Raw genomic sequence first — 19,405 nt, 5'->3', positions numbered from 1 at the left:
CGCGCTCGTAGCGTCGTCGACATGAACACCACGATCGATTCCCTCACCCTCGACGTCCCCGACGTGGACGCCGCCCGCTCGTTCTACGCGCACGCGTTCGACCTCGGCGATCGCCTGCGATTCCGCACCGCGGATGCCGACACCACCGGCTTCCGCGGCTACACCCTGTCGCTCGTCGTCTCCCAGCCTGCGAATGTGCGTGCACTCGTGGATGCCGCGGTCACCGCCGGCGCCACGGTGATCAAGCCCGTGTCGAAGTCGCTGTGGGGCGTCGGCGGCACGATCCAGGCCCCGGACGGCGCTATCTGGAAGGTCGCGACCTCGGCGAAGAAGGACACCGCTCCCCCGAGCCGGACGGTCGACGAGATCATCCTCCTGCTCGGAGCGGACGACGTCGTCGCATCGAAGACCTTCTACACGGAGCGCGGCATCCCGGTCGGCAAGAGCTTCGGCCGCAGCTATGTGCAGTTCGACACCGGAGCCGGCCCGATCGGCCTCGGCCTGTACCGGCACGCATCCCTCGCGAAGGACGCGGGCGTGCCCGCCGAAGGATCCGGCTCGCATCGGATCACGGTCAACGGCGTGCTCGGCGCTGCGGTCGACCCCGACGGATTCGTGTGGGCTCCCGTCGCAGTCGACGCCTGAATCCCGGACGACGTGGCGAAGGCCGCCGGGAGAGTCCCGACGGCCTTCGCCTGTGTCATCCCCTACCCGATCAGAACCACCGGGTCAGCAGCTCCCAGAGCCAGTCGAGGATCGCACCGATGATGCCGCCGGCACGGTTGACGGTGACCGTGGCGGTCGCCGCGTCTCCATCGGCCTGCGACGCCGCCACGGTGTACTTGCCCGACGGGGCGCTCTTCGGCACGGTGACCGAGGTGCTGAACGTGCCGTCGGCGCCGACCTGGACGGTGCCGACCTGCACCGGCTTGCCCTTCTTTGGGCGCAGCTCGATCGACACGGTCTCGCCGGGCACGTAGCCCTCACCGGTGACCTTGAGGCTCTTGCCCGCGGTCACCTTGGACGAGCCGAGGGCGATCGTGCCGGCGAACTCGGCTTCTCCCGCGATCGTGAACGGCACCTGCACCGTGGTTCCGGTACCGGCGACGTTCACGGTGAGCACCTGCTCGCCGAAGACACCGGACGGAACCGTGAAGGTCAGGCTGGCGCGCCCGCCCTCGTCGGTGGTGTCGACGACCGCCGGGTCGACCGCACCGGCCGCGAGCTGCGTGTCGCCGAGCGACAGCGACACCTCACCCGGAGCCGGCTCGCCCGCGCTGAAGGCCAGCGAGGAGAGCGACACGGTCACCTGGTCGCCGGCGCTGTAGCCGTCGGCATCCGCGGGGCTGACCGCCACGCCGACCGCGCGCTGGGCGTAGTCGGGGCTCGCGGTCTTGTTCGCGTCGAACCAGTCGACCATGGACTGCAGGTCGACCTTGCCGGTGTCGCGCTTGCCCGTGCCCTCCTTGAAGGTGAAGAAGTTGTCTCCACCGGCCGCGAGGAACGAGTTGGCGGCGACCGTGTAGTTCTTCGCCGGATCGAGCGGGGCACCGTCGAGGGTGATCGAGGTGATCCGCGAACCCTGAGCTGCGGCGGGATCGTAGGTGTAGACCAATCCCTTCGAGACTCCGAGCTTCAGGAACGGACGAGCCGAGCCTGCCGGCTGCCACTGCTCCTCGAGCACGCCCTTCAGCTGCGCCCCCGTGAGCGTCAGCGTCACGAGCGTGTTGGCGAACGGCTGGACCGTCGCCGCCTCACGGTAGGTGACGTTGCCGTCGGGGTCGGACGCGCCGGCCGACGCGTACGTGAGGTTCGCCCGGATGCCGCCCGGGTTCATGATCGCCACATCAGCGCCCGTGGACCACTTCTGCACATCGGCGACGAAGTTTCCGATGGTGGACTCGCCACCGCGGTTCTCGGATCCGTTCGTCTGACGCGCGCGGTTGAAGTCGGCCGTGATGTCGCCGACCTTGATCGCACCCAGCACATCGGCCTCGGCCTTCGCCTTGGCCACGATGTCCGCGACCTCGGGGACGGCCGGGTAGAGCGGCTTGCCCCCAGCGGTGAGGGGCTTGATCTCGTTGGTGATCGAGATCAGGTCCTTCGTCTTCGGGTCGACCTTGATGTTCATCAGGCCCAGGTTCTCGCCATACTGCCCCGCGGAGACGACCGGGCGGCCGTCGATCACGTGGTTGTAGGCGAGGTGGGTGTGCGCCGACACGATGGCGTCCACGTCGTCATCGACCCCGTAGACGATCTCGCCGAGGGGCGAGTCCGGCGTGATGCTCGAGAGCTCGACGCTGGACGCACCTTCGTGCACGAGCAGGATGACGACATCCGCCTCGCCGTTGGACTCATCGCCGTCGCGCAGGTCGTCGGCCACCGCATTCACGGAATCGACGATGCTGCGGACCTCGAGGTCCTTGATGCCCTCGGGCGAGACGAGCGAATCGAGGTCTTCGGTGACCGCACCGACGAAGCCGACCCGCACGCCGTCGAGCTCCTTCACCCAGGCCGGTGCGAGCGCGGGCTCGCCGGTCTCCGTGACGAACACGTTCGAGGAGATGTACTCCCAGTCCGCGCGCTCCTGCACGCGATCACGCAGGTCTTCCCAGCCCTGATCGAACTCGTGGTTGCCCGCCGCACTGACATCGAGGCCGGCCGCGTTGAGCGCGTCGATCGTGGGGTTGTCGTCGTTGATGAACGAGGTGAACGTCGACGCGCCGATCAGGTCGCCGGCACCGGCGAAGATCGTGTTCGGGTTCGCCTCACGGAACTGCTTGACCGCACCGGCCAGGACCGCCGCACCCGCCGCAGCGCCGTCGGCCTCGATCCGACCGTGGAAGTCGTTGACCGTGACGACGTCGATGCTCACCGGCGGGATCTCCGAGGAGACGCCGACGATGATGGGGTCGTGGTCGCTGGAGCGGTAGGGCGTTCCCTGCTCGGTGGCGCCGAACGCGTAGCCGCGGTCGCTCCATTCCGGGGAGTTGATGCCCCACACGCCCGCACCGGTGATCGACGAGGCGAGCGACGGCGACGCGATCACGTGGTCGAGCGAGCCGAGCTCGCCGTCGAACGAGTACGTGTACTGGCCGGAGGCCTTGTCGGCGACCAGGTCGCTCCACCCGTTCGAGGTGAACACGTCGATCGGATCTTCCTTGCCGTAGGCGTTGAAGTCGCCGATCAGCAGCATGTCGCCGCTGCCGGTCGTCTGCTCGAGCTGGTCGGTGAAGGCGAGGATGGCGTTCGCCTGCTTCACGCGGTCGGCGTTGAAGAAGCCCTGTCCGTCGGCCGGCTCCGCTCCCGCTCCCTCGGGCGGCGACTTCGACTTCAGGTGGTTCGCGACGACGGTGACGACGCGGCCGTCGATGTCGAACGCCTGCGCGATCGGCTCGCGGGCGTTGCCCCACACGGTCTCGTCGGTGACGGTGACGCTGTCTCCGACCCGCTTGACCGCATCCTTCTTGTAGATGATCGCGTTGGTGATGAAGTCGGTCGTCGCCGCGTTGTTCAAGGCGGCGGGAGTGGGCACGTAGCCCCACACGTCACTGCCGGCGTCGGCGTTGAGGCCGGCGACGAGGTCCTTGAGGGCGGTGTCGATGGGCTTGCCCAGCTTGACCGAGTTCTCGATCTCCATGAGCGAGACGATCTCGGCGTCGAGCCCGTTGATCGCCGCGACGATCTTGGACTTCTGGATCGCGAACTGCGCCGCGTTCGCCGCACCTCGGGCGTTGGAGTTCTCGCTCTTCAACGTCGTGAAGTAGTTGTAGACGTTGAAGGACGCGACCTGGACGTCGCCGCCCACGGACGGCGCGCTGTCCGTGCGCGGGTTCGTCGCCTCGAAGCCGACCTTGAGGTCGGCCGACGAGGAGTCGTCGATCGGCACGACCGGCTGCAGGCGCCAATCGTTGAAGCCCCACTGCAGCACGTAGCCGTTGTCGCCGAAGTCGACGGTGTCGCCGTTGCGGACCACCGTGTCCTTCGTGAAGTAGGGCTGCTCGCCGGGGTGGCCGCTGTTGGACACCTGGATCGACCAGCCGTCGTCCAGCAGGATGCGGTTCGCCCGGTTCGCCGCGGCGATCGCGGCAGCCTCGGCACCGGGACGCGTGGTCTCGGTGCTCTTCACGGCGAGTGCGTCCCCGGCATTCAGCCAGAGCGTGCCGAAGTTGAAGAGCTGGTGGCTGGAGGCGAGACGGTAGGTCCCCTCCGGAGCCACGTACATGTTCTCGAACTGCTCGCGGTCGGCTCCCTGCACCGCGGCGGGCAGCGGTGTGACGGCGGGAACACCGACGCCTGCCGTGACGACGGAGACGTCGGCGGCCGCGGCCGGGTTGATCTGCGTCTGTCCGAAGTACTCGCTCACAGAGCCCGTCACCGAGACGAGGTCGCCGATCGCGAGGGTCGGGTTCAGCGCGTTCAGGAAGACGAAGACGCCATCCGAGGCACCGGGCGTCGCGTCGGTCGCGCCGCCGGAGCCCTGGGTCTGGACGACGATGCCCTTGTAGCCGCCGGTGCGGTAGTCGGCAGTGACCACGCCCTCGACCTGCACGGTCTGCCCGTTCAGCGGCGAGACGTCGGTCGTGCCCTGGACCTCGGCGATGGTGGCCGTGGTCGGATCCGTGCCCGGACCGGTGCCCGGGTCGGTGTCGCCGGAGTTCTGCGGGGTGATCGTGGGCGAGAGCGTGAAGTCGGCGCTGTTGACGTCGGTGTCGACGCCGCCCGTGCGGTTGAGCGACTTGACGTCGGTGTTGCCGGAGGGCGCGGTGGCCGCCGTGCCCTCGAAGGTGTTCGAGGTGCCGTAGCCCAGCAGGTCGACGACGCCGTCGACGCCGACGGCCGAGCCCGGCGTGAGGCTCACGGCCGCGGTGCCCTCGACGAGCGCGAGCGTACCGTTGGTACCGCTCGGGGTCAGGGTGCTGACGGCATCCGGTGCGGGCAGCTCGGCACCGTTCGCGCCGTTGCTGTTGCCCTGCACCAGGTAGTAGCCGCCGGCGGGGATGACGCCGGTGAGCGGAGCCACGCCGTTGAACGCGGCCGTCCCGTTCGCCGAGCGGTACTGCAGCGACATGCCGTCGAGGGTGATCGGAGCCGAGGTGGGGTTGTACAGCTCGACGAACTTGTTCTTGAACGCCGCTCCCGCGCTGCCGCCGGAGAGATATGCCTCGTTGATCACCACCCCTGTGCCCGAGGTGTCGGCGGTGGCGGGAACGGCGGCCAGCGAGCCGAGGCTCAGCGCGGCGACACAGGTCACGGCGAGAGCGCCGATGCGCCCTCGACTTCTACGGTGCGAGACGGGAGCCATGCGGTTCCCCTCGTCTGGAGCGGACATCATCGGTGCGGTCTCCTCGGTCGGGTTCGACACTTCTCAGGACTGTCACGGCACACAGGGGAAACTCCCAGCGTGCTCACATGGTTGCGAGCATACGGAGCGGTCCGGACATCCTCAACGGAGTTTTCCGATTCGTCATCGAGCGATCACCGGATGGCCGGAACGACCCCTGACGAAGGTCACTACCCACACACGATGGCGCACAATTGCGCATCAGAACGCGCGCGGATGCGCGTGAGATCAGGCGGTGGTGCCGCCCTGCGCCTCGTCCTCGAACTCCTCGACCTCGCGCTCCCAGGCATCCTTCGCGAGGCGATACCAGAGATAGAACGCGAAGCCTGCGAAGATCGCCCACTCGACCGCGTAGAAGACGTTGAGCCAGTTGACGGGAGACATCTCATCGGGTGCCGGCGAGGAGATGTCGACCAATCCTGCCGTCGCCGTGGTCGAGGCGAGGTAGGGACGGTAGACGTCGAGCTCCTCGACATCGTGCCAACGGCTGAGGAGCGCGGCCGGCGACATGCGATCCAGCCGCTGCGGATCGGAGTGCGGCGGTACACGGGGGCCCTCGTCCGAGATGATGCGTCCGGTGACCTCGACCTCGGAGCCGTCGGCGCCGGCTTCCAGTTCTTCCACGGCCGCGTCAGCCGTCTGCTGATCGGGAGCCCAGCCGATCGCGACGGCGATGGAGGTGCGCTCGGCGACCCGCAGCTGACCGGTGACCCAGTAGCCCTCGACATCGTCGTTGAAGCGGCTCGACACCACGATGAAGTCCCCGGGAACCCAGGTGCCGGTGGTCTCGACCCGCTGACCCACGAGCGGCTCGGGCAGATAGGCGCCCGGCTCGAGGACGTCGGTGAGCTGCTGGACCTGCTCGGTGGCACCGGGAGCGGGCGGATCGGTCTCGATCGCGCGCTCCAGCTGCCACTGTCCGAGCCAGGCGAAGACCCCGGCCACGAGGAGGCAGAGCAGGAGCATCCCGATCCAGCGTCCCCGCAGCATGACCTCGCGGAGAGTCGGGGGGAACAGAGCAGGAGTGGTCACGGTGGAGCGCAGGACCCTCAGGCCTCGTACGGTGCGAGCACGACCTCGACCCGCTGGAACTCCTTGAGGTCGGAGTATCCGGTGGTCGCCATCGACTTGCGCAGCGCACCGATGAGGTTCGCGGTGCCGTCTGCCACGGGCGCCGGGCCGTAGAGGATCTCTTCGAGCGTGCCGATGCCGCCGACCTCGACACGGTGGCCGCGCGGCAGCTTGGGGTGATGCGCCTCGGGCCCCCAGTGGAAACCGTGGCCCGGTGCGTCGGTGGCACGGGCGAGCGCGACGCCGAGCATGACCGCGTCGGCGCCCATCGCGAGAGCCTTGACGATGTCGCCGGACGTGCCCACGCCGCCGTCGGCGATCACGTGCACGTAGCGTCCGCCGGACTCGTCGAGGTAGTCACGGCGAGCGGCGGCGACGTCGGAGACTGCCGTCGCCATCGGCGCGTGGATGCCGAGGGTGGCGCGCGTGGTCGACGCCGCTCCCCCGCCGAAGCCGACGAGCACACCGGCGGCGCCCGTGCGCATCAGGTGGAGGGCCGCGGTGTAGGTCGCGGCACCGCCGACGATGACGGGCACGTCGAGGTCGTAGATGAACTTCTTGAGGTTGAGGGGCTCTGCGACACTCGACACGTGCTCGGCCGACACCGTGGTGCCGCGGATCACGAAGAGGTCGACGCCGGCGGCGGCGACGGTGTCGTAGTACTCCTGAGTGCGCTGCGGGGTGAGGGACCCTGCGACCGTGACGCCCGCTTCGCGGACCTCGGCGAGGCGACGGGTGATGAGCTCGGGCTTGATCGGCTCGGAGTACAGCTCCTGCATCCGCACCGTGGCCCCGGCATCGTCGAGACCCGCGATCTCCGCGAGCAGCGGCTCGGGGTTCTCGTAACGCGTCCACAGGCCCTCGAGGTCGAGGACCCCGAGTCCGCCGAGCTGACCGAGCATGATCGCGGTCTGCGGGCTCACGACCGAGTCCATCGGCGCGCCGAGCACCGGGATCTCGAAGCCGAAGGCGTCGATCGTCCAGGCGGTGGACACGTCCTCCGGGTTGCGCGTGCGCCGCGAGGGCACCACCGCGATGTCATCGAACGTGTACGCGCGGCGTGCACGCTTTCCTCGGCCGAGCTCGATCTCCATGGTCACCCCACCAGCCTACCCGGCGGCCGGACGGGCCCGTGCTGGAAGACTGGCTCCGAGACCGGGAGGACGACATGAGGACCGAGACCGTGGACGTCGTTGTGGTGGGCGGCGGCGTGATGGGGCTGGCGACGGCGTGGGAGCTGGTGCGACGAGGACGTCGTCCCGTCGTGGTCGACCGGTTCGCACGCGGCCATCATGAGGGCGCCTCGCACGGGGCGACCCGCAACTTCAACAACGCGTACGACGAGGATCACTACCTCGATCTGCTCGTGAGCGCCCGCGCCGGGTGGGATGCACTGGGCGACGTCGACGGCGAGCCGCTCCTGCGCCTGCACGGACTCGTCACCCATGGCCACCCCGACCTCGCCGCGGTGCACGTGGGGCTCGACGCCCGCGGCATCCCGAGCGCGGTACTCTCCCCCGCCGAGGCGAGCGCCCGGTGGCCGGGGATGCGCTTCGACGGCGACGTGCTGTGGTCCTCCGACGCCGGGGTCGTGCGCGCGAAGGAAACACTCCGCGAGCTGGAACGGCGGATCGTCGCCGGGGGCGCAGAGGTGCGCTGGAACATGCCGGTCGCGCACATCGACGAGCACCGGGACGGCGCCGCGGTCGATCTCGCCGACGGCAGCCGGCTGCGTGCGGAGATCGTCATCGTGACCGCCGGCGCGTGGACGCAGAAGCTCCTCGCCCGCTTCGGCCTGCCGCGACTCGCCGTCACCGAAGAGACGCCGGCGCACTTCCGGCCGCTGACCGACGCGACCTGGCCCTCGTTCAATCACTACGTCGATCCCGCGGCATACCCTGCCACCGTCTACGGCATGCCGACGCCAGGCGAAGGCGTGAAGGTGGGTTTCCACCGCGTGGGAGATGAGGTCGACCCGGACGCCCGACCGCACCTGCCCACGCATCAACGCGCGCTGGCGGACTACGTGCGCGAGTGGATGCCGGGGCTCGACGCCGCATCCGCCGCGCCGATCAGCTGCACGTACACCTCGACCGACGACGGGACGTTCGTGCTGGATCGCCGAGGCCGGATCGTGGTGGGCGCCGGATTCTCCGGTCATGGCTTCAAGTTCGCCCCGGGCGTCGGCGGGATCCTCGCCGACCTCACGATAGATCCCACCGCGCGCGCCGCTGCGCCCTTCCGGCTGCCCTGATCCGCGCCGAAAGTCAGCGTGTGCGCGCCACCCGCTTCTCGTCCCACACGGGCTCGTCGGATTCGTACACGTCCCCGTCCGATCCGAACACCAGGAACCGGTCGAACGACCGCGCGAACCAGCGGTCGTGAGTGACGGCGAGCACGGTGCCCTCGAATCGTGCGAGCGCCTGTTCGAGCGCCTCGGCCGACTCCAGGTCGAGGTTGTCTGTCGGCTCGTCCAACAGCAGCAGCGTCGCCCCGGAGAGCTCCAGCAGCAGCACCTGGAACCGCGCCTGCTGTCCACCCGAGAGCGAATCGAACGTCTGCTGAGCCTGCCGCACGAGGCCGTACCGGTCGAGCGCCGAGCTCGCGGCATCACGCGGCATCCCGGCGCGTCGATCGTCGCCGCGGTGCAGGATCTCGAGCAGCGTGCGTCCGACGAACTCCGGATGCGCATGCGTCTGCGCGAACAGGCCGGGTACCACGCGCGCACCGAGGGCGGCTGTGCCGGTGTGCTCCACCGCGCTCAGCTGCTCGCCGGTCGCGGTGACATGGCCGAGCGTCGCATCGGGATCGCTGCCGCCGCGCGCCAACAGCCGCAGGAAGTGCGACTTCCCCGATCCGTTCGAGCCCAGCACGGCGACCCGGTCGCCGTACCAGACCTCGGCATCGAACGGACGCATGAGCCCGGTCAGCTCCAGCCGCTGCGCGACCACCGCCCGCTTGCCCGTGCGCGCGCCGCGCAGTCGCATGTCGAACTCCTGCGCGGGCGGCCGCTCCTCGGGCGGGCCGGCTTCCTCGAACTTGCGCAGACGGGTCTGCGCCGCCTGATACCGCGACGCGAAACCGTCGTTCGCCGAGGCTTTCACCTTGAGGTTCGCCACCAGGGTGCGCAGCTTCTCGTGCTGCTCGTCCCAGCGCCGGCGCAGCTCGTCGAGCCGGTCCATCCGGTCGATCCTCGCCTGCTGGTAGGTGCCGAAGCCGCCACCGTGCACCCAGGCCGTCGCGCCGGCTCCCCCGGGTTCGAGGGTGATGAGCCGATCGGCCGCACGAGCGAGCAGCTCGCGGTCGTGCGACACCAGCAGCACGGTCTTGGGCGTCTGACGCAGTTGTTCCTCGAGCCAGCGCTTGGTGGGCACGTCGAGGTAGTTGTCCGGCTCGTCGAGCAGCAGCACCTCGTCGGGCCCCCGCAGCAGCGCCTCGAGCGCGAGCCGCTTCTGCTCACCCCCGGAGAGCGTGGTGAGCTCGCGATACCGCGCCCGCTCGTACGGCACCCCGAGGGCAGCGATCGTGCACTGGTCCCAGACGGTCTCGTGCTCGTAGCCTCCGGCATCCGCGTACTCGGCGATCGCCGACGCGTAGGCCATCTGCGTGTCGTGCTCATCGCGTTCGATCAGCGCGTTCTCCGCCGCCTCGAGCCCTTCGGCCGCCGTGCGGATGCGTGCAGGAGCGACCCGCACCAGGAGCTGCTGGACGGTCTCGCCCGCCTCGCCGTGACCGACGAACTGGTCCATCACGCCGAGTCCGCCGTCGATCGTCACCACGCCGTCATCGGCCGTCTGATCGCCGCGGATGATGCGGAGCAGGGTGGTCTTGCCCGCGCCGTTCGGGCCGATCAGCGCGCTCGTCGAGCCGGCGCCGACGCGAAAACTCGCCTCGTCGAGAAGAGGTCTGCCGTCGGGGAGCGTCAAGGAGACGCTGGATACATCGATAGAGCCCACGGTGCGTGGCCGTCCTTCCGCCCGCGCATGCCGAGCCGACCAGGCTATCAGCAGGAGCGGGCATGCTCCACACCGCGTCCGGAGATGCTCCGAACGGTCAGACCAGAACGCTCGACGTCGGCACGGGAGCGGCGAAGAGATCGAGCACGGGGCAGTGCGCGTCGACGACGGTACGCAGGTTCTCGTACTCCTCGGGGGTGTTCGGGCCGGTGATGTCGACCGCCACCCGCACGTCGTGGAATCCTGCACGCCCCGACTCGTCGATGCCGAACAGCTTGCGCACGTCGAGGTCACCCTCCGCAGTGATCTCGATCCCGTCGATCGTGAGCCCGAGAGCCTGGGCGTAGAGCCGGTACACGACCACCTGACACGAGACGAGCGCACCCAGCGCATACTCGACCGGGCTGGCCGCCACGTCGTCCCCCGCGAGCGCGCCCGGCTCGTCGACGATGAAGCGGTGCTTGCCTGCGCGGATCTCGGTCGCCACGGAGCCGATGCCGCGCCCACTGACCCGATACGTCAGCCGGGCATTGGCGTCGTCCGCCGCGATCCGGTCGTTCCACGCCGATCCGGCGTCGGTGAGGCGCTGCGCGCGCTCGGGAGTTGTGACATCGGCGACACCGGCGAGCTGGTCCTGGAGAAGAGTCATGGCCCGACGGTAGCGACCATCCCGCGTGCGCTGCCGGCAATTCGTCATCCGGCTTCACACCGGGACACGCAGCGTCACGACGCCGAGATGTTCTCCGCTCGGGTCAGCGTCGCAGCTGCTCGATGCGCTCGGACTCGCCCCACGCGCGGTCCGCCGTGAGAACGGGCATGTCGAGACGTCGCGCGAGTGCGAGACACAACCGATCTCCCAGTGAGAGCCCGCTCCCGCGTTCCCATGACTCCGCGGCGGCTTCGGCGTCGCGCTGAGACACGGGTTCCACCCGCACTCGATAGCTGAGCAGCAAACCGGAAGCGACCCCCCAATCGGCACCGGCTGCGCGCACCTTCTGCGCGACCTCCGACCAGTTCGCCGCTCCGATCACCGACTCATCGAGGACTTCCTCGACCCGATCGGCGCCCGGGTCTCCCTGCAGGAACGCGAGGAGCGCTGACGCGTCGACCACCATCACGCAGCCGCGTCCTCGGAGTTCGCTGATCTGCGTCGCTCTGCAAGAAGGGACTCGAGAGCGTCCTTCCCTTCCAGCTGCGACCTCACCAGCGCCTTGGCTTGCTCCCGGGTGACGAGAATCACGCCTCCCGCCGTCTCGATCATGAGCAGGGGAACCCCCTGCTCCCAGTGCTGACGGGCACGGAGCTCGGCGGGGACCACCAGGCGCCCACGGTCGCCCATCGGTGCAACGAATGTGGTCCCCATGCCCCGAGAGTACCCTCCGGCTCGATGAGGGACTCAGTCGGGCCGGCTCAGGCTCATCAGCACTTCGGTGCGAGGCGCTGCCGGCAGGAAGAAGCGGAACTCCGTCCCGACACCCTCCTGACTCGTCACGTCCATCGTCCCCCCATGCGCCAGCACGATGGCCCGGGTGATCGTGAGGCCGAGCCCCACCCCCGGTACCGCGTTGCGCGTCGCGGTCGATGCACGGAAGAAGCGGGTGAAGAGCATCCCCTGCTCGTCCTCCGGAATGCCCACTCCGGTGTCCGCGATCGAGAACTCCACGCCTCCGTCGAGCGTCCGCACCCGAGCGGTGACCGTACCGCCTCGCGGCGTGAACTTGATGGCGTTCGAGAGCAGATTGTCGATGGCCTGCCCGATGCGACCCGCGTCGACGAAGACGGGGATCGCATCCGCCCCGACTTCGGCCACGAGATCGATGCCCTCGCGCTGCGCATGCGGCCCGGCCGACGTCACGGCCGATCGCACCAACTCGGCGACGTCGGTCTCCTCGCGCTCGAGCGGGAACCGCCCCGACTCGACCTGCGCCGTGAAGAGCAGATCGCCCACGAGGGTGAGCAGACGCTGCGCGTTGCGCTCGATGATGCCGACGAACTCCTGCTGGTCATCGGTGAGCGGCTGCCCCGGATCGTTCTGGAGCAGATCGAGGAAGCCGATGATCGCGCTGAGAGGCGTGCGGAGCTCGTGCGAGATCATCCCCACGAACTCATCCTTCATGCGGGCGACCTCGACGGCCCTGGTCTCGTCGGTCAGCACGAAGAGGTAGCCCTGCTGTGCGCCGGCGCCGTCCTTGTGCGGGCTGACCGTCACGCGCGCCGGAACCGTGGTGCCCCCTGCCGTGACCACCTCGATGTCGCTGTCCACCGTCGACCCGGCATCGGCCTGCGCGAACAGCGCTTCGATCCCGGCGGCGAGCTCGGCATCCCCCGGAGGATTCCCCCGCACGACCTGCGCGTCCTGCGCGTTCTCCGCGGCGAGCATCGAGAGCACGGCGGTGGAGAAGAAGCGATCGATGCGCACGTCGCGGAGCGCCTCGTCGACCGGCAGCCCGAGAAGCCGCACCGCGCCGGGGTTCCACGCCGTCACGATGCCGCGCCGATCCGTGGCGATCACCGCCTGTGCCGTGATGGACGACCAGAGGCTCTCGAACGAGTCGAGCAGCTCACGGTACTGACGCTCCTTGTCGCGCAGCTGCACGATCATCGCGACGTTCTCCGACAGCGCCCTGGTGCGTTCGGCGACGAGCTCCTCCGCCTGCTCCACGCGCATGCGCTGCTGTCTCGAGAGCTGGTTGATGACCGCCGCCACCGCCGAGAACACGAGCGGTCCGACCACGCCGCGCAGCCATTCGACCGAGGTCTCGGGCGGGTCGGTGAAGTACGGCATGAGCAGGGCGATCGAGGTCAGCCCGCCGACCACGAACACCCAGCGGATTCCGGGCGCCGCGGCCAGCCAGACCACGGGGAGGAGCACGAGCGAGGAGAAGAGCGAGGTGGCGCCACCGGTGCCGGTGCGGAAGAGGCCGAGCCCGGCGATGTCGACGATGGGGATGAGGAGGACGGCCCACCCGTCGATCGTGCCGCGCGCGGTGAGCACGGCGGCGAACGCGGTCGCCGCGAGGACCACCGCGATTCCCGCCACGGCCGGTGCGACGTGCGTGATCGGCAGGTCGGGGACCCACCAGGTCAAGATCGCCGCGATGACGGTCGCGATGACCGTCGGTGCCTGCTTGAGCAGCGGGCTCGGGTTGTCGAAGACCTGATACCAGCGGTTCTCCGCCCGGTCGAGCGGAGTCGCCCTCATCGCCGCACCGTCCCCACGATGGCATGCAGGTCGGAGCCGGTGATCGGCTTCGGCAGGGCGGCATCGGCCGGCGGATAGTCGGCGGCGTCGAGCACCGAGCTGATCACGAGGAAGCACTCGGGGAACCGCTCCCGGACCAGTCGCGCGCACTCCTGTCCCGAGATGCCGGGGAGGATGAGGTCGAGCACCGCCAGTACGGGATCGATCTCGGAGAACGCCGCGATCGCCGATTCCGCGTCACCGGCGATGAACACGTCGAAGCCCTCACGATCGAGGTATCGACGCAGCAGGGCGGCCTGGTCGGGAGCGTCCTCGACGACGAGGGCCAGCGGCCTCCCGGTCATCGAAGGAACAGCTCTCGCACGACGACGATGATGACGACGACGACCAGGGCGAGCAGGGCTTGAGGGATCAGTCGCCGCTCTCGTCGGGCGTCCGCGGCGATCTCCTCGACTTCGGCATCGTGCGACGGGGTTGCGGTCATGAGTCGACACGTCCGATCTTCTCGGTCTTGATCCAGGAGGCGTCGGCTCGACGCCATTCTTTGATGTAGGAGTCCACGGTGATCGCACACAGCAGCGACCCGTAGCCGCAGATGTACAGCAGCAGACCGGCGAAGAACCGTCCACCGGGAAGAGGCTCCACCGCGCGCGCCAGCCAGATGCCGAGCATCGAGATCGGGCCCCACAGGTAGAAGATCACGGCCCAGACGAAGCGGGATTGATCCGTCAGCCCCAGCCCGACGGCGGTCAGGAGCGATTCGAACGCCCAGGGGAAGAGGGCGATCGCCATCAGGATCAGGGCACCGAGCCCCGGGAACATGATCGCCTCGCGCCAGGAATGTCTGCCGGTCCGCGGGTCGAGCTGCACGGAGTAGAGCATCGAGAAGAGGTAGATGCAGGCCGCGGAGATCCACATGAAGCGGAAGACGAACTCGGCGATGTCGCTGTGCAGGACGAGCAGTGCGAGCATCCCCGCAGCCGCGAGCAGCATGAAGGCGGGCAGCAGCAGGATCGTGAACCAGGCCAGCCCGAAACCGAAGCTGCCCAGGTTGTGTTCGCGGCTCGGGCGGAACCAGAGCTTGCGGTAGATCGAGGTCAGCTGCACGTTGCCCCGCGCCCAGCGCAACCGCTGCTTCCACAGGCTGTCGATCGTCCGCGGCTCCTCGGCCAGCACGACCGCGTGCGGCTCGAAGACCATCCGACGTCCCTTGAGCTGACCCTCGAAGGTCGTCATGGTGTCTTCGGCGAGCGTGCCCGTCGGGATGCGTCCCCCGATGGCCTCGAGGTTCGCCCGCGAATGCAGCTGCGCGCCGCCGGCGAGGCAGGCGATCGCACCGCCCACGTTCTGCACCCGGCGGGCGGAGAGCTGGCCGATCACGTACTCGATCGCGATGAACCGGGTGAGGTAGTTGCGGTCGCGGCTGCCCTCAGCGATGTACGCCGTCACCGCGCCGACCTTCTCGTCGGCGAGGTGCCTGGTGAGCTTGCGCAGCGAGTCGCGCGCGAAGATCACGTCCGCATCCATGATGAGCACCGCTTCGGTCCACGAGTCGGCGAGGACCACATCGAGACCGTGGTTGAGCGTGTGCGCCTTGCCCTCGCCACCCTTCTCGCGACGCAGGTGCACGACGCGACCCGGATGGGCCTGCGCCTTCGCGCCGACGATCGCCGGGGTGTCGTCCGTGGACGCATCGTCGACGACGAAGACCCGGAGGCGTTCGGCGGGATACTCCAGCTGCAGCAGTCGTTCGATGGCCGGACCGATCACCGCGCCTTCGTTCCAGGCCGGGATGATGACGGCGACGTGCGGGTGGTACGGCGCCGCCTTGCCGTAGTGATTGCGGAACGCGTGCAGCGGCAGCACGAGGAACTGCAGCCCGGTATTGATCACGGGCAGCGTTCCCACCAGCACGCAGAGCAGGAGGACGATGACCAGCACGGCCTCCAGCACCGAGAGATCCGTCATCACGACACCTCCATCGCGTCGAGCAACGCGATCACCCGGGAGTATCGGCCGACCTCCGAGGCGTCATGACTGTCGGTGGAGGCGACGATCTCACCGCCGACGCGACGCAGGGCGGTCAGTGCCGGGACGTCGGGGCACCCCCACTTCTCGTTGACCTCGACGAGGGTGTCGGTCTCGGCGGCGGCTCGGGCCCAGGCTTCCGTCCGCTCCGGGCCGAGATCGTCTTCAGACAGGCCGATCTTCGGCAGGATCGAGAAGCAGTGCGCGAGCTGGTTCCCCGGGTACCGGCGCATCGTGGCGACGAGCGCCTCGACGAGCTGATCGAGCACATCGTCGGTCGCCCAGCCGGCGGCGATCCGCTCCCGGACCGCCGAGGGCCCGAGAGGACCGGCCGCACCGGGGAACTGATGATCGGCGATGAGGATGCGGTCGATCCCGTCCGGGAGCGTCGGGATGTCCAGCGTTCCCGCGGCGTCGAGGATCTTCGCCTCCACTCCCGTGAGCACCGCGAGACCATCCGGCACCCGGAGGGCCCGCACCGCAGCGAGGTACTCCGGCACCCAGGTGGTGCCCTGTCGCACGTGATCGACCAGACGCAGAGTGGTGAGTCCCGCGGCCGCCGCCGCCTCGACGTTCTGGGCGAGCGTCGATACGGCATCGTCCGAGAACGTCGAGTGGACGTGGTGATCGCCGCGAAGCAGAGCGTGGCTCACAGCTCCTCCTGATGCCCTGCATGGGCGGAGACCAGCACGTCTTCGATCTCGACGATCACGTCCTCCAGGAAGCGCACGGAAGCGACCTCACGGAACGGTACCTGCACCGGCAGCTCGCGCCCCAGGAACAGGTCGGCCACGAGCGACGGGATGTCGACGCCCGCGGCTATCGTCAGCGGCAGGGCCCCGGGAAAGCGCGGATTGACCTCGAGCAGCACGGCACGACCGGTGCGATCGCGCCGCAGCTGCACGTTTGCGACGCCGACCAGTCCGATCGCACGCGCGATCGATGCCGCCGTCTCCTCGAGCTCCGGGTCGCGGACGGTGCGCCCCGCGATCGCCACGCCGGAATCGACCCGGGCACGGGTGCGGGGCACGGCCGCGACGACGTTGCCGGCGGCATCCGCGATGACGTCGACCGAGTACTCCTCCCCCGGGAGGAAGTCCTGCACGATGAGTCCCTCGTCCGTCGGCAGCGCCTCGAGAGCCGCGCGATCGGGGACGAGCCGCACGCCACGGCTTCCCGCGCCTTGACGCGGTTTGGCGAAGACCGGGAACTCCCAGTCGACGGCCTCGGCGTCACGTCCGGCGAGAACCGTGCGCGGGGTGTGTCCGGTCGGCGCGCAGCGCTCGGCGAGCGCGAGCTTGTCGAGCGCGGTGTTCAGGGTGTCCGCCGACGGAGCGGCCAGGACAGCGGGGGCCAGCTCCTCCCGACGCTCGGCGAGCGCGATGAGCTCGACGTCGACGGTCGAGATCACCAGGTCGAGGCCGTCTTCCGCGACCAGGCGGGCGATCGCCGGTACGAAGTCGGCGTCCCTTCCCGGCGGCACCAGACGCCGCTGCGCCGGTGGAACCAGGTAGATGCCGCTCGCCCAGCCGTCCATGTCGGCGGCGAACACGGTCAGATCGGATCGGCGCAGCAGCGACCGGATCACCGCCACTCCTGCCGGTCCCCCGGCACCGGTCACCAGCACCCGCTTGGTCATCAGCTCTCCCGTCGCGTGAGTTCGTGGGCGCCGATGAACTCGGCGGTCTCGCGGACCACTTCGAGAGGTTCGACCGCGGTGCCTCCGCCGAACCTCGACCAGTACCGGGCCGTTGCGGTGACGAACTCGGGCGCCAGGTAGTCGCGGCTCGCGGTCTGCGATCCGAAGCGCTCCAGCAGCCGCAGCTTCTCGTCGAGGTAGTGGTCGATGCGCACGAACCTCGTGGGACGGAAGTCGATCGTGGAGGACGGGCTCTGGTAGCAGGCAACGGTGCCCACGCGCCGCGTCGCGACGATGGTGGCCTCGCTCACGGCGCGGTGATCCTGATGGCGGTCGTGACTCGAATGCGTGTAGACGATCGTCGGCTGGATCTCCTGCACGACCTCTTCGATGATCCGCACCGTGGAGCCGCCTCCGGAGATCTCCGTGTCGACGAGGTCCTTCAGGAACAGACGGGCGCCCAACATGTCGGCCGCGGCCAGGGATTCGTTCTGACGGCTGTCGGCGTCGCCCCCTCTGGCCCCGCGGGAGAGCGTGAGGATGGTGATCTCATCGTGAGCCGCGGCGTGCGCCGCGAGCAGCCCGCCGACGCCGATCTCGACGTCGTCGGGGTGCGCACCGATCGCGAGCACCCGCTCGGGCTTGCGCGCCTCTTCACGGCGTCGCCGCCCCTCTTCGACGAGACGGGTGACCGCCTCCACGAGCTTGCCGTTGTCGAGCGGCTTGGTGAGGAACTCATCCGCCTGCGCCCGCAGAGCAGAGACGGCGTACTCCACTGAGACGTGGGCGGTCATCACCACGACCGGAACCGAGGGAACCGTCTTCCGCAACTCGGCGAGCAGTTCGAGCCCGTTGAGTCCCGGCATCTCGATGTCGGTGACGACGACGTCCGGACGCACTTCGGCGACGCGCTCCACAGCCGAACGGCCGTCTTCGGCGACGTCGACGATGCAGCCGGCTCGCCGCTCGAGCACGGTCTTCACGAGCAGGGCGACGTCCGGATCGTCATCGACGACGAGAACGCGAGGGGATTCCTCCATGTACAGCTCTCCTTGGGGAGGTTCCCTGACCGATGGGGGTCGGTCACGCGATCTCGATGCCCTTCGACACCGGGTCCGCAGGGAAAGTCGAGCGGGGTATGTCGATTCTGGCATACGGCACCGTCCTGGCGACGGCGCCTCTCCTACGCTCCGGCGCGGGCCGCGCGCTTCTCCTCCTGGAAGACCCGGATCGCCTCGTACCGCTCAGCGGATCGGGCCCGCCTCTTCGCCGCTTCGTCTTCGCGATTCTTCGGCGGCGCCGTGGTGACGAGCTCGCTCAGGAGCCGGCTGACGACCACGGCGATCTCACCGACGGCGCTGTCGAACGCCGGCTGGTTGGCTCTCGACGGGGTTGTGGTCCCGGCGATCTTGCGCACGAACTGCAGGGCGGCGTCGTGGCATTCCTCATCGGTCGCTGCGGGTTCGAGGTTGTTCAACGGGACGATGTTCCGACACATACCGGAACGCTACGCCGCCCCGCACGCAGACGGAAGAGGCCGACCGGAGGTCCACGGCGCGGAGGGGATGGTGCGGTCGTGGGGCGGTCGCTACGCTCGGGGGCAACCGGGACCGCCCGTGCGTTCCCTCCCGCCTCGTCGACAGGAAAGCACATGACCAACCCCCCGTTCCCCGAACCGCCAGCGCCCGACTCCTCGAACCCGGTGCCGCCGCCGGCAGCCGCCCCCACTCCGCCTCCGCCCGCCTCGGCACCGACCTGGGATACCGCTCCGGGCGCGGCACCCGCCTCCGGATACCCGGCTCCCGCAGCACCCGCGTATCCGCAGCCGGAACCGACCCCTCCTGGACGCGTGCTGTCCATCGTCGGCCTCGTCCTCGCGTTCGTGGCTGCACCGATCGGCCTCATCCTGAGCATCGTCGCCGTCGTGAAGCTCGGCAAGGCGGGGCAGCCGAAGGGACTCGCGATCGCCGGCATCATCATCGGCGCGATCCTGACCATCGCCGGCATCATCGGGATCATCCTGTTCGCGACGGTCATCGCCGGCCTCATCGGCATGTGTGCCGAGCTGGGCACCGGCGTATGGGAGGTCGACGGCGTCACCTACCGGTGCGGCTGAGCCTCCCCCGACGAGAAGACGAGAGGGACCGGATGCGACACGCATCCGG

Annotated in this window: 18 protein-coding genes; 3 read left to right on the top strand and 15 right to left on the bottom strand. The window is 69.1% G+C overall.

The features are described 5' to 3' along the window. Positions 1-21: 21 nt before the first annotated feature. Positions 22-645, top strand: coding sequence for a glyoxalase (locus DW307_RS08945; RefSeq protein ID WP_029266983.1), 624 nt, complete (start codon positions 22-24; stop codon positions 643-645). Positions 646-715: 70 nt separating this feature from the next. Here the strand turns inward: DW307_RS08945 and DW307_RS08940 are convergent, their stop codons facing one another. The 3 genes from DW307_RS08940 to DW307_RS08930 form a co-directional block, all read right to left on the bottom strand. Continuing rightward, positions 716-5,335 carry an ExeM/NucH family extracellular endonuclease gene (locus tag DW307_RS08940; protein WP_136024543.1) on the bottom strand — a complete coding sequence of 1,540 codons (4,620 nt, stop codon included), beginning with the start codon at positions 5,333-5,335 and terminating at the stop codon, positions 716-718. Between the two features lie 237 nt (positions 5,336-5,572). Then, positions 5,573-6,334: an SURF1 family protein gene (locus tag DW307_RS08935; protein WP_136024565.1), complete on the bottom strand. Its 762-nt coding sequence runs from the start codon at positions 6,332-6,334 to the stop codon at positions 5,573-5,575. A 59-nt stretch (positions 6,335-6,393) separates the two neighbouring features. Further along, positions 6,394-7,509 (bottom strand): GuaB3 family IMP dehydrogenase-related protein, encoded by a 1,116-nt coding sequence (locus tag DW307_RS08930; RefSeq protein WP_021198895.1) that lies wholly within the window; start codon positions 7,507-7,509, stop codon positions 6,394-6,396. 74 nt (positions 7,510-7,583) lie between these two features. On the opposite strand from DW307_RS08930, the gene DW307_RS08925 reads away from it, so the two are divergent. Beyond that, positions 7,584-8,669: an FAD-dependent oxidoreductase gene (locus DW307_RS08925; RefSeq protein ID WP_029266986.1), complete on the top strand. Its 1,086-nt coding sequence runs from the start codon at positions 7,584-7,586 to the stop codon at positions 8,667-8,669. Positions 8,670-8,682: 13 nt separating this feature from the next. Here the strand turns inward: DW307_RS08925 and DW307_RS08920 are convergent, their stop codons facing one another. From DW307_RS08920 to DW307_RS08870, 12 genes are all read right to left on the bottom strand, one after another. Next, positions 8,683-10,371: an ABC-F family ATP-binding cassette domain-containing protein gene (locus DW307_RS08920; RefSeq protein WP_029258597.1), complete on the bottom strand. Its 1,689-nt coding sequence runs from the start codon at positions 10,369-10,371 to the stop codon at positions 8,683-8,685. A gap of 97 nt (positions 10,372-10,468) precedes the next feature. Beyond that, positions 10,469-11,020, bottom strand: a complete 552-nt coding sequence (locus DW307_RS08915) for an OsmC family protein (protein ID WP_029266987.1) — start codon at positions 11,018-11,020, stop codon at positions 10,469-10,471. Between the two features lie 103 nt (positions 11,021-11,123). Next, a complete protein-coding gene (locus DW307_RS08910) occupies positions 11,124-11,486 on the bottom strand; it encodes a type II toxin-antitoxin system VapC family toxin (RefSeq protein WP_036331535.1) in 363 nt (120 codons plus the stop codon). Further along, a complete protein-coding gene (locus DW307_RS08905) occupies positions 11,486-11,734 on the bottom strand; it encodes an AbrB/MazE/SpoVT family DNA-binding domain-containing protein (protein WP_021198899.1) in 249 nt (82 codons plus the stop codon). Before DW307_RS08905 ends, DW307_RS08910 begins: the two co-directional genes overlap by 1 nt. A 33-nt stretch (positions 11,735-11,767) precedes the next feature. Then, a complete protein-coding gene (locus DW307_RS08900) occupies positions 11,768-13,573 on the bottom strand; it encodes an ATP-binding protein (protein ID WP_136024542.1) in 1,806 nt (601 codons plus the stop codon). Next, on the bottom strand, positions 13,570-13,917 hold the full coding sequence (locus DW307_RS08895; RefSeq protein ID WP_136024541.1) for a response regulator: 348 nt from the start codon (positions 13,915-13,917) through the stop codon (positions 13,570-13,572). The genes DW307_RS08900 and DW307_RS08895 overlap by 4 nt, the downstream gene beginning before the upstream one ends. Then, positions 13,914-14,057 carry a hypothetical protein gene (locus tag DW307_RS18100; protein WP_021198902.1) on the bottom strand — a complete coding sequence of 48 codons (144 nt, stop codon included), beginning with the start codon at positions 14,055-14,057 and terminating at the stop codon, positions 13,914-13,916. Before DW307_RS18100 ends, DW307_RS08895 begins: the two co-directional genes overlap by 4 nt. After that, a complete protein-coding gene (locus DW307_RS08890) occupies positions 14,054-15,541 on the bottom strand; it encodes a glycosyltransferase family 2 protein (protein WP_021198903.1) in 1,488 nt (495 codons plus the stop codon). Before DW307_RS08890 ends, DW307_RS18100 begins: the two co-directional genes overlap by 4 nt. Beyond that, positions 15,541-16,254 (bottom strand): PHP domain-containing protein, encoded by a 714-nt coding sequence (locus DW307_RS08885; protein ID WP_136024540.1) that lies wholly within the window; start codon positions 16,252-16,254, stop codon positions 15,541-15,543. The genes DW307_RS08890 and DW307_RS08885 overlap by 1 nt, the downstream gene beginning before the upstream one ends. Continuing rightward, positions 16,251-17,240 carry an ATP-grasp domain-containing protein gene (locus DW307_RS08880; protein ID WP_029258602.1) on the bottom strand — a complete coding sequence of 330 codons (990 nt, stop codon included), beginning with the start codon at positions 17,238-17,240 and terminating at the stop codon, positions 16,251-16,253. Before DW307_RS08880 ends, DW307_RS08885 begins: the two co-directional genes overlap by 4 nt. Continuing rightward, the gene (locus DW307_RS08875; protein WP_029258603.1) at positions 17,240-18,280 is read right to left on the bottom strand and encodes a response regulator; all 1,041 of its coding nucleotides are present in this window, start codon (positions 18,278-18,280) and stop codon (positions 17,240-17,242) included. The genes DW307_RS08880 and DW307_RS08875 overlap by 1 nt, the downstream gene beginning before the upstream one ends. 143 nt (positions 18,281-18,423) lie before the next feature. After that, on the bottom strand, positions 18,424-18,738 hold the full coding sequence (locus DW307_RS08870; protein WP_029258604.1) for a DUF2277 domain-containing protein: 315 nt from the start codon (positions 18,736-18,738) through the stop codon (positions 18,424-18,426). 153 nt (positions 18,739-18,891) lie between these two features. Between DW307_RS08870 and DW307_RS08865 the strand changes: the two genes are divergently transcribed. Beyond that, a complete protein-coding gene (locus tag DW307_RS08865) occupies positions 18,892-19,356 on the top strand; it encodes a hypothetical protein (RefSeq protein WP_081860083.1) in 465 nt (154 codons plus the stop codon). Positions 19,357-19,405 lie beyond the last annotated feature (49 nt).

The organism is Microbacterium sp. K27, from assembly GCF_004794435.1.
Classification (GTDB): domain Bacteria; phylum Actinomycetota; class Actinomycetes; order Actinomycetales; family Microbacteriaceae; genus Microbacterium; species Microbacterium maritypicum_A.
Note: the sequence above shows the minus strand (reverse complement) of the source record. Positions and strands in the feature narration are given on the sequence as shown.

Coding starts and splice junctions, on each gene's coding strand:
- DW307_RS08900 (WP_136024542.1), bottom strand. CDS start 13,573: ATGAGGGCGACTCCGCTCGACCGGGCGGAGAACCGCTGGTATCAGGTC.
- DW307_RS08940 (WP_136024543.1), bottom strand. CDS start 5,335: ATGATGTCCGCTCCAGACGAGGGGAACCGCATGGCTCCCGTCTCGCAC.
- DW307_RS08945 (WP_029266983.1), top strand. CDS start 22: ATGAACACCACGATCGATTCCCTCACCCTCGACGTCCCCGACGTGGAC.
- DW307_RS08880 (WP_029258602.1), bottom strand. CDS start 17,240: ATGACCAAGCGGGTGCTGGTGACCGGTGCCGGGGGACCGGCAGGAGTG.
- DW307_RS18100 (WP_021198902.1), bottom strand. CDS start 14,057: ATGACCGCAACCCCGTCGCACGATGCCGAAGTCGAGGAGATCGCCGCG.
- DW307_RS08925 (WP_029266986.1), top strand. CDS start 7,584: ATGAGGACCGAGACCGTGGACGTCGTTGTGGTGGGCGGCGGCGTGATG.
- DW307_RS08910 (WP_036331535.1), bottom strand. CDS start 11,486: ATGGTGGTCGACGCGTCAGCGCTCCTCGCGTTCCTGCAGGGAGACCCG.
- DW307_RS08930 (WP_021198895.1), bottom strand. CDS start 7,509: ATGGAGATCGAGCTCGGCCGAGGAAAGCGTGCACGCCGCGCGTACACG.
- DW307_RS08895 (WP_136024541.1), bottom strand. CDS start 13,917: ATGACCGGGAGGCCGCTGGCCCTCGTCGTCGAGGACGCTCCCGACCAG.
- DW307_RS08875 (WP_029258603.1), bottom strand. CDS start 18,280: ATGGAGGAATCCCCTCGCGTTCTCGTCGTCGATGACGATCCGGACGTC.
- DW307_RS08935 (WP_136024565.1), bottom strand. CDS start 6,334: ATGCTGCGGGGACGCTGGATCGGGATGCTCCTGCTCTGCCTCCTCGTG.
- DW307_RS08890 (WP_021198903.1), bottom strand. CDS start 15,541: ATGACGGATCTCTCGGTGCTGGAGGCCGTGCTGGTCATCGTCCTCCTG.
- DW307_RS08865 (WP_081860083.1), top strand. CDS start 18,892: ATGACCAACCCCCCGTTCCCCGAACCGCCAGCGCCCGACTCCTCGAAC.
- DW307_RS08870 (WP_029258604.1), bottom strand. CDS start 18,738: ATGTGTCGGAACATCGTCCCGTTGAACAACCTCGAACCCGCAGCGACC.
- DW307_RS08905 (WP_021198899.1), bottom strand. CDS start 11,734: ATGGGGACCACATTCGTTGCACCGATGGGCGACCGTGGGCGCCTGGTG.
- DW307_RS08915 (WP_029266987.1), bottom strand. CDS start 11,020: ATGACTCTTCTCCAGGACCAGCTCGCCGGTGTCGCCGATGTCACAACT.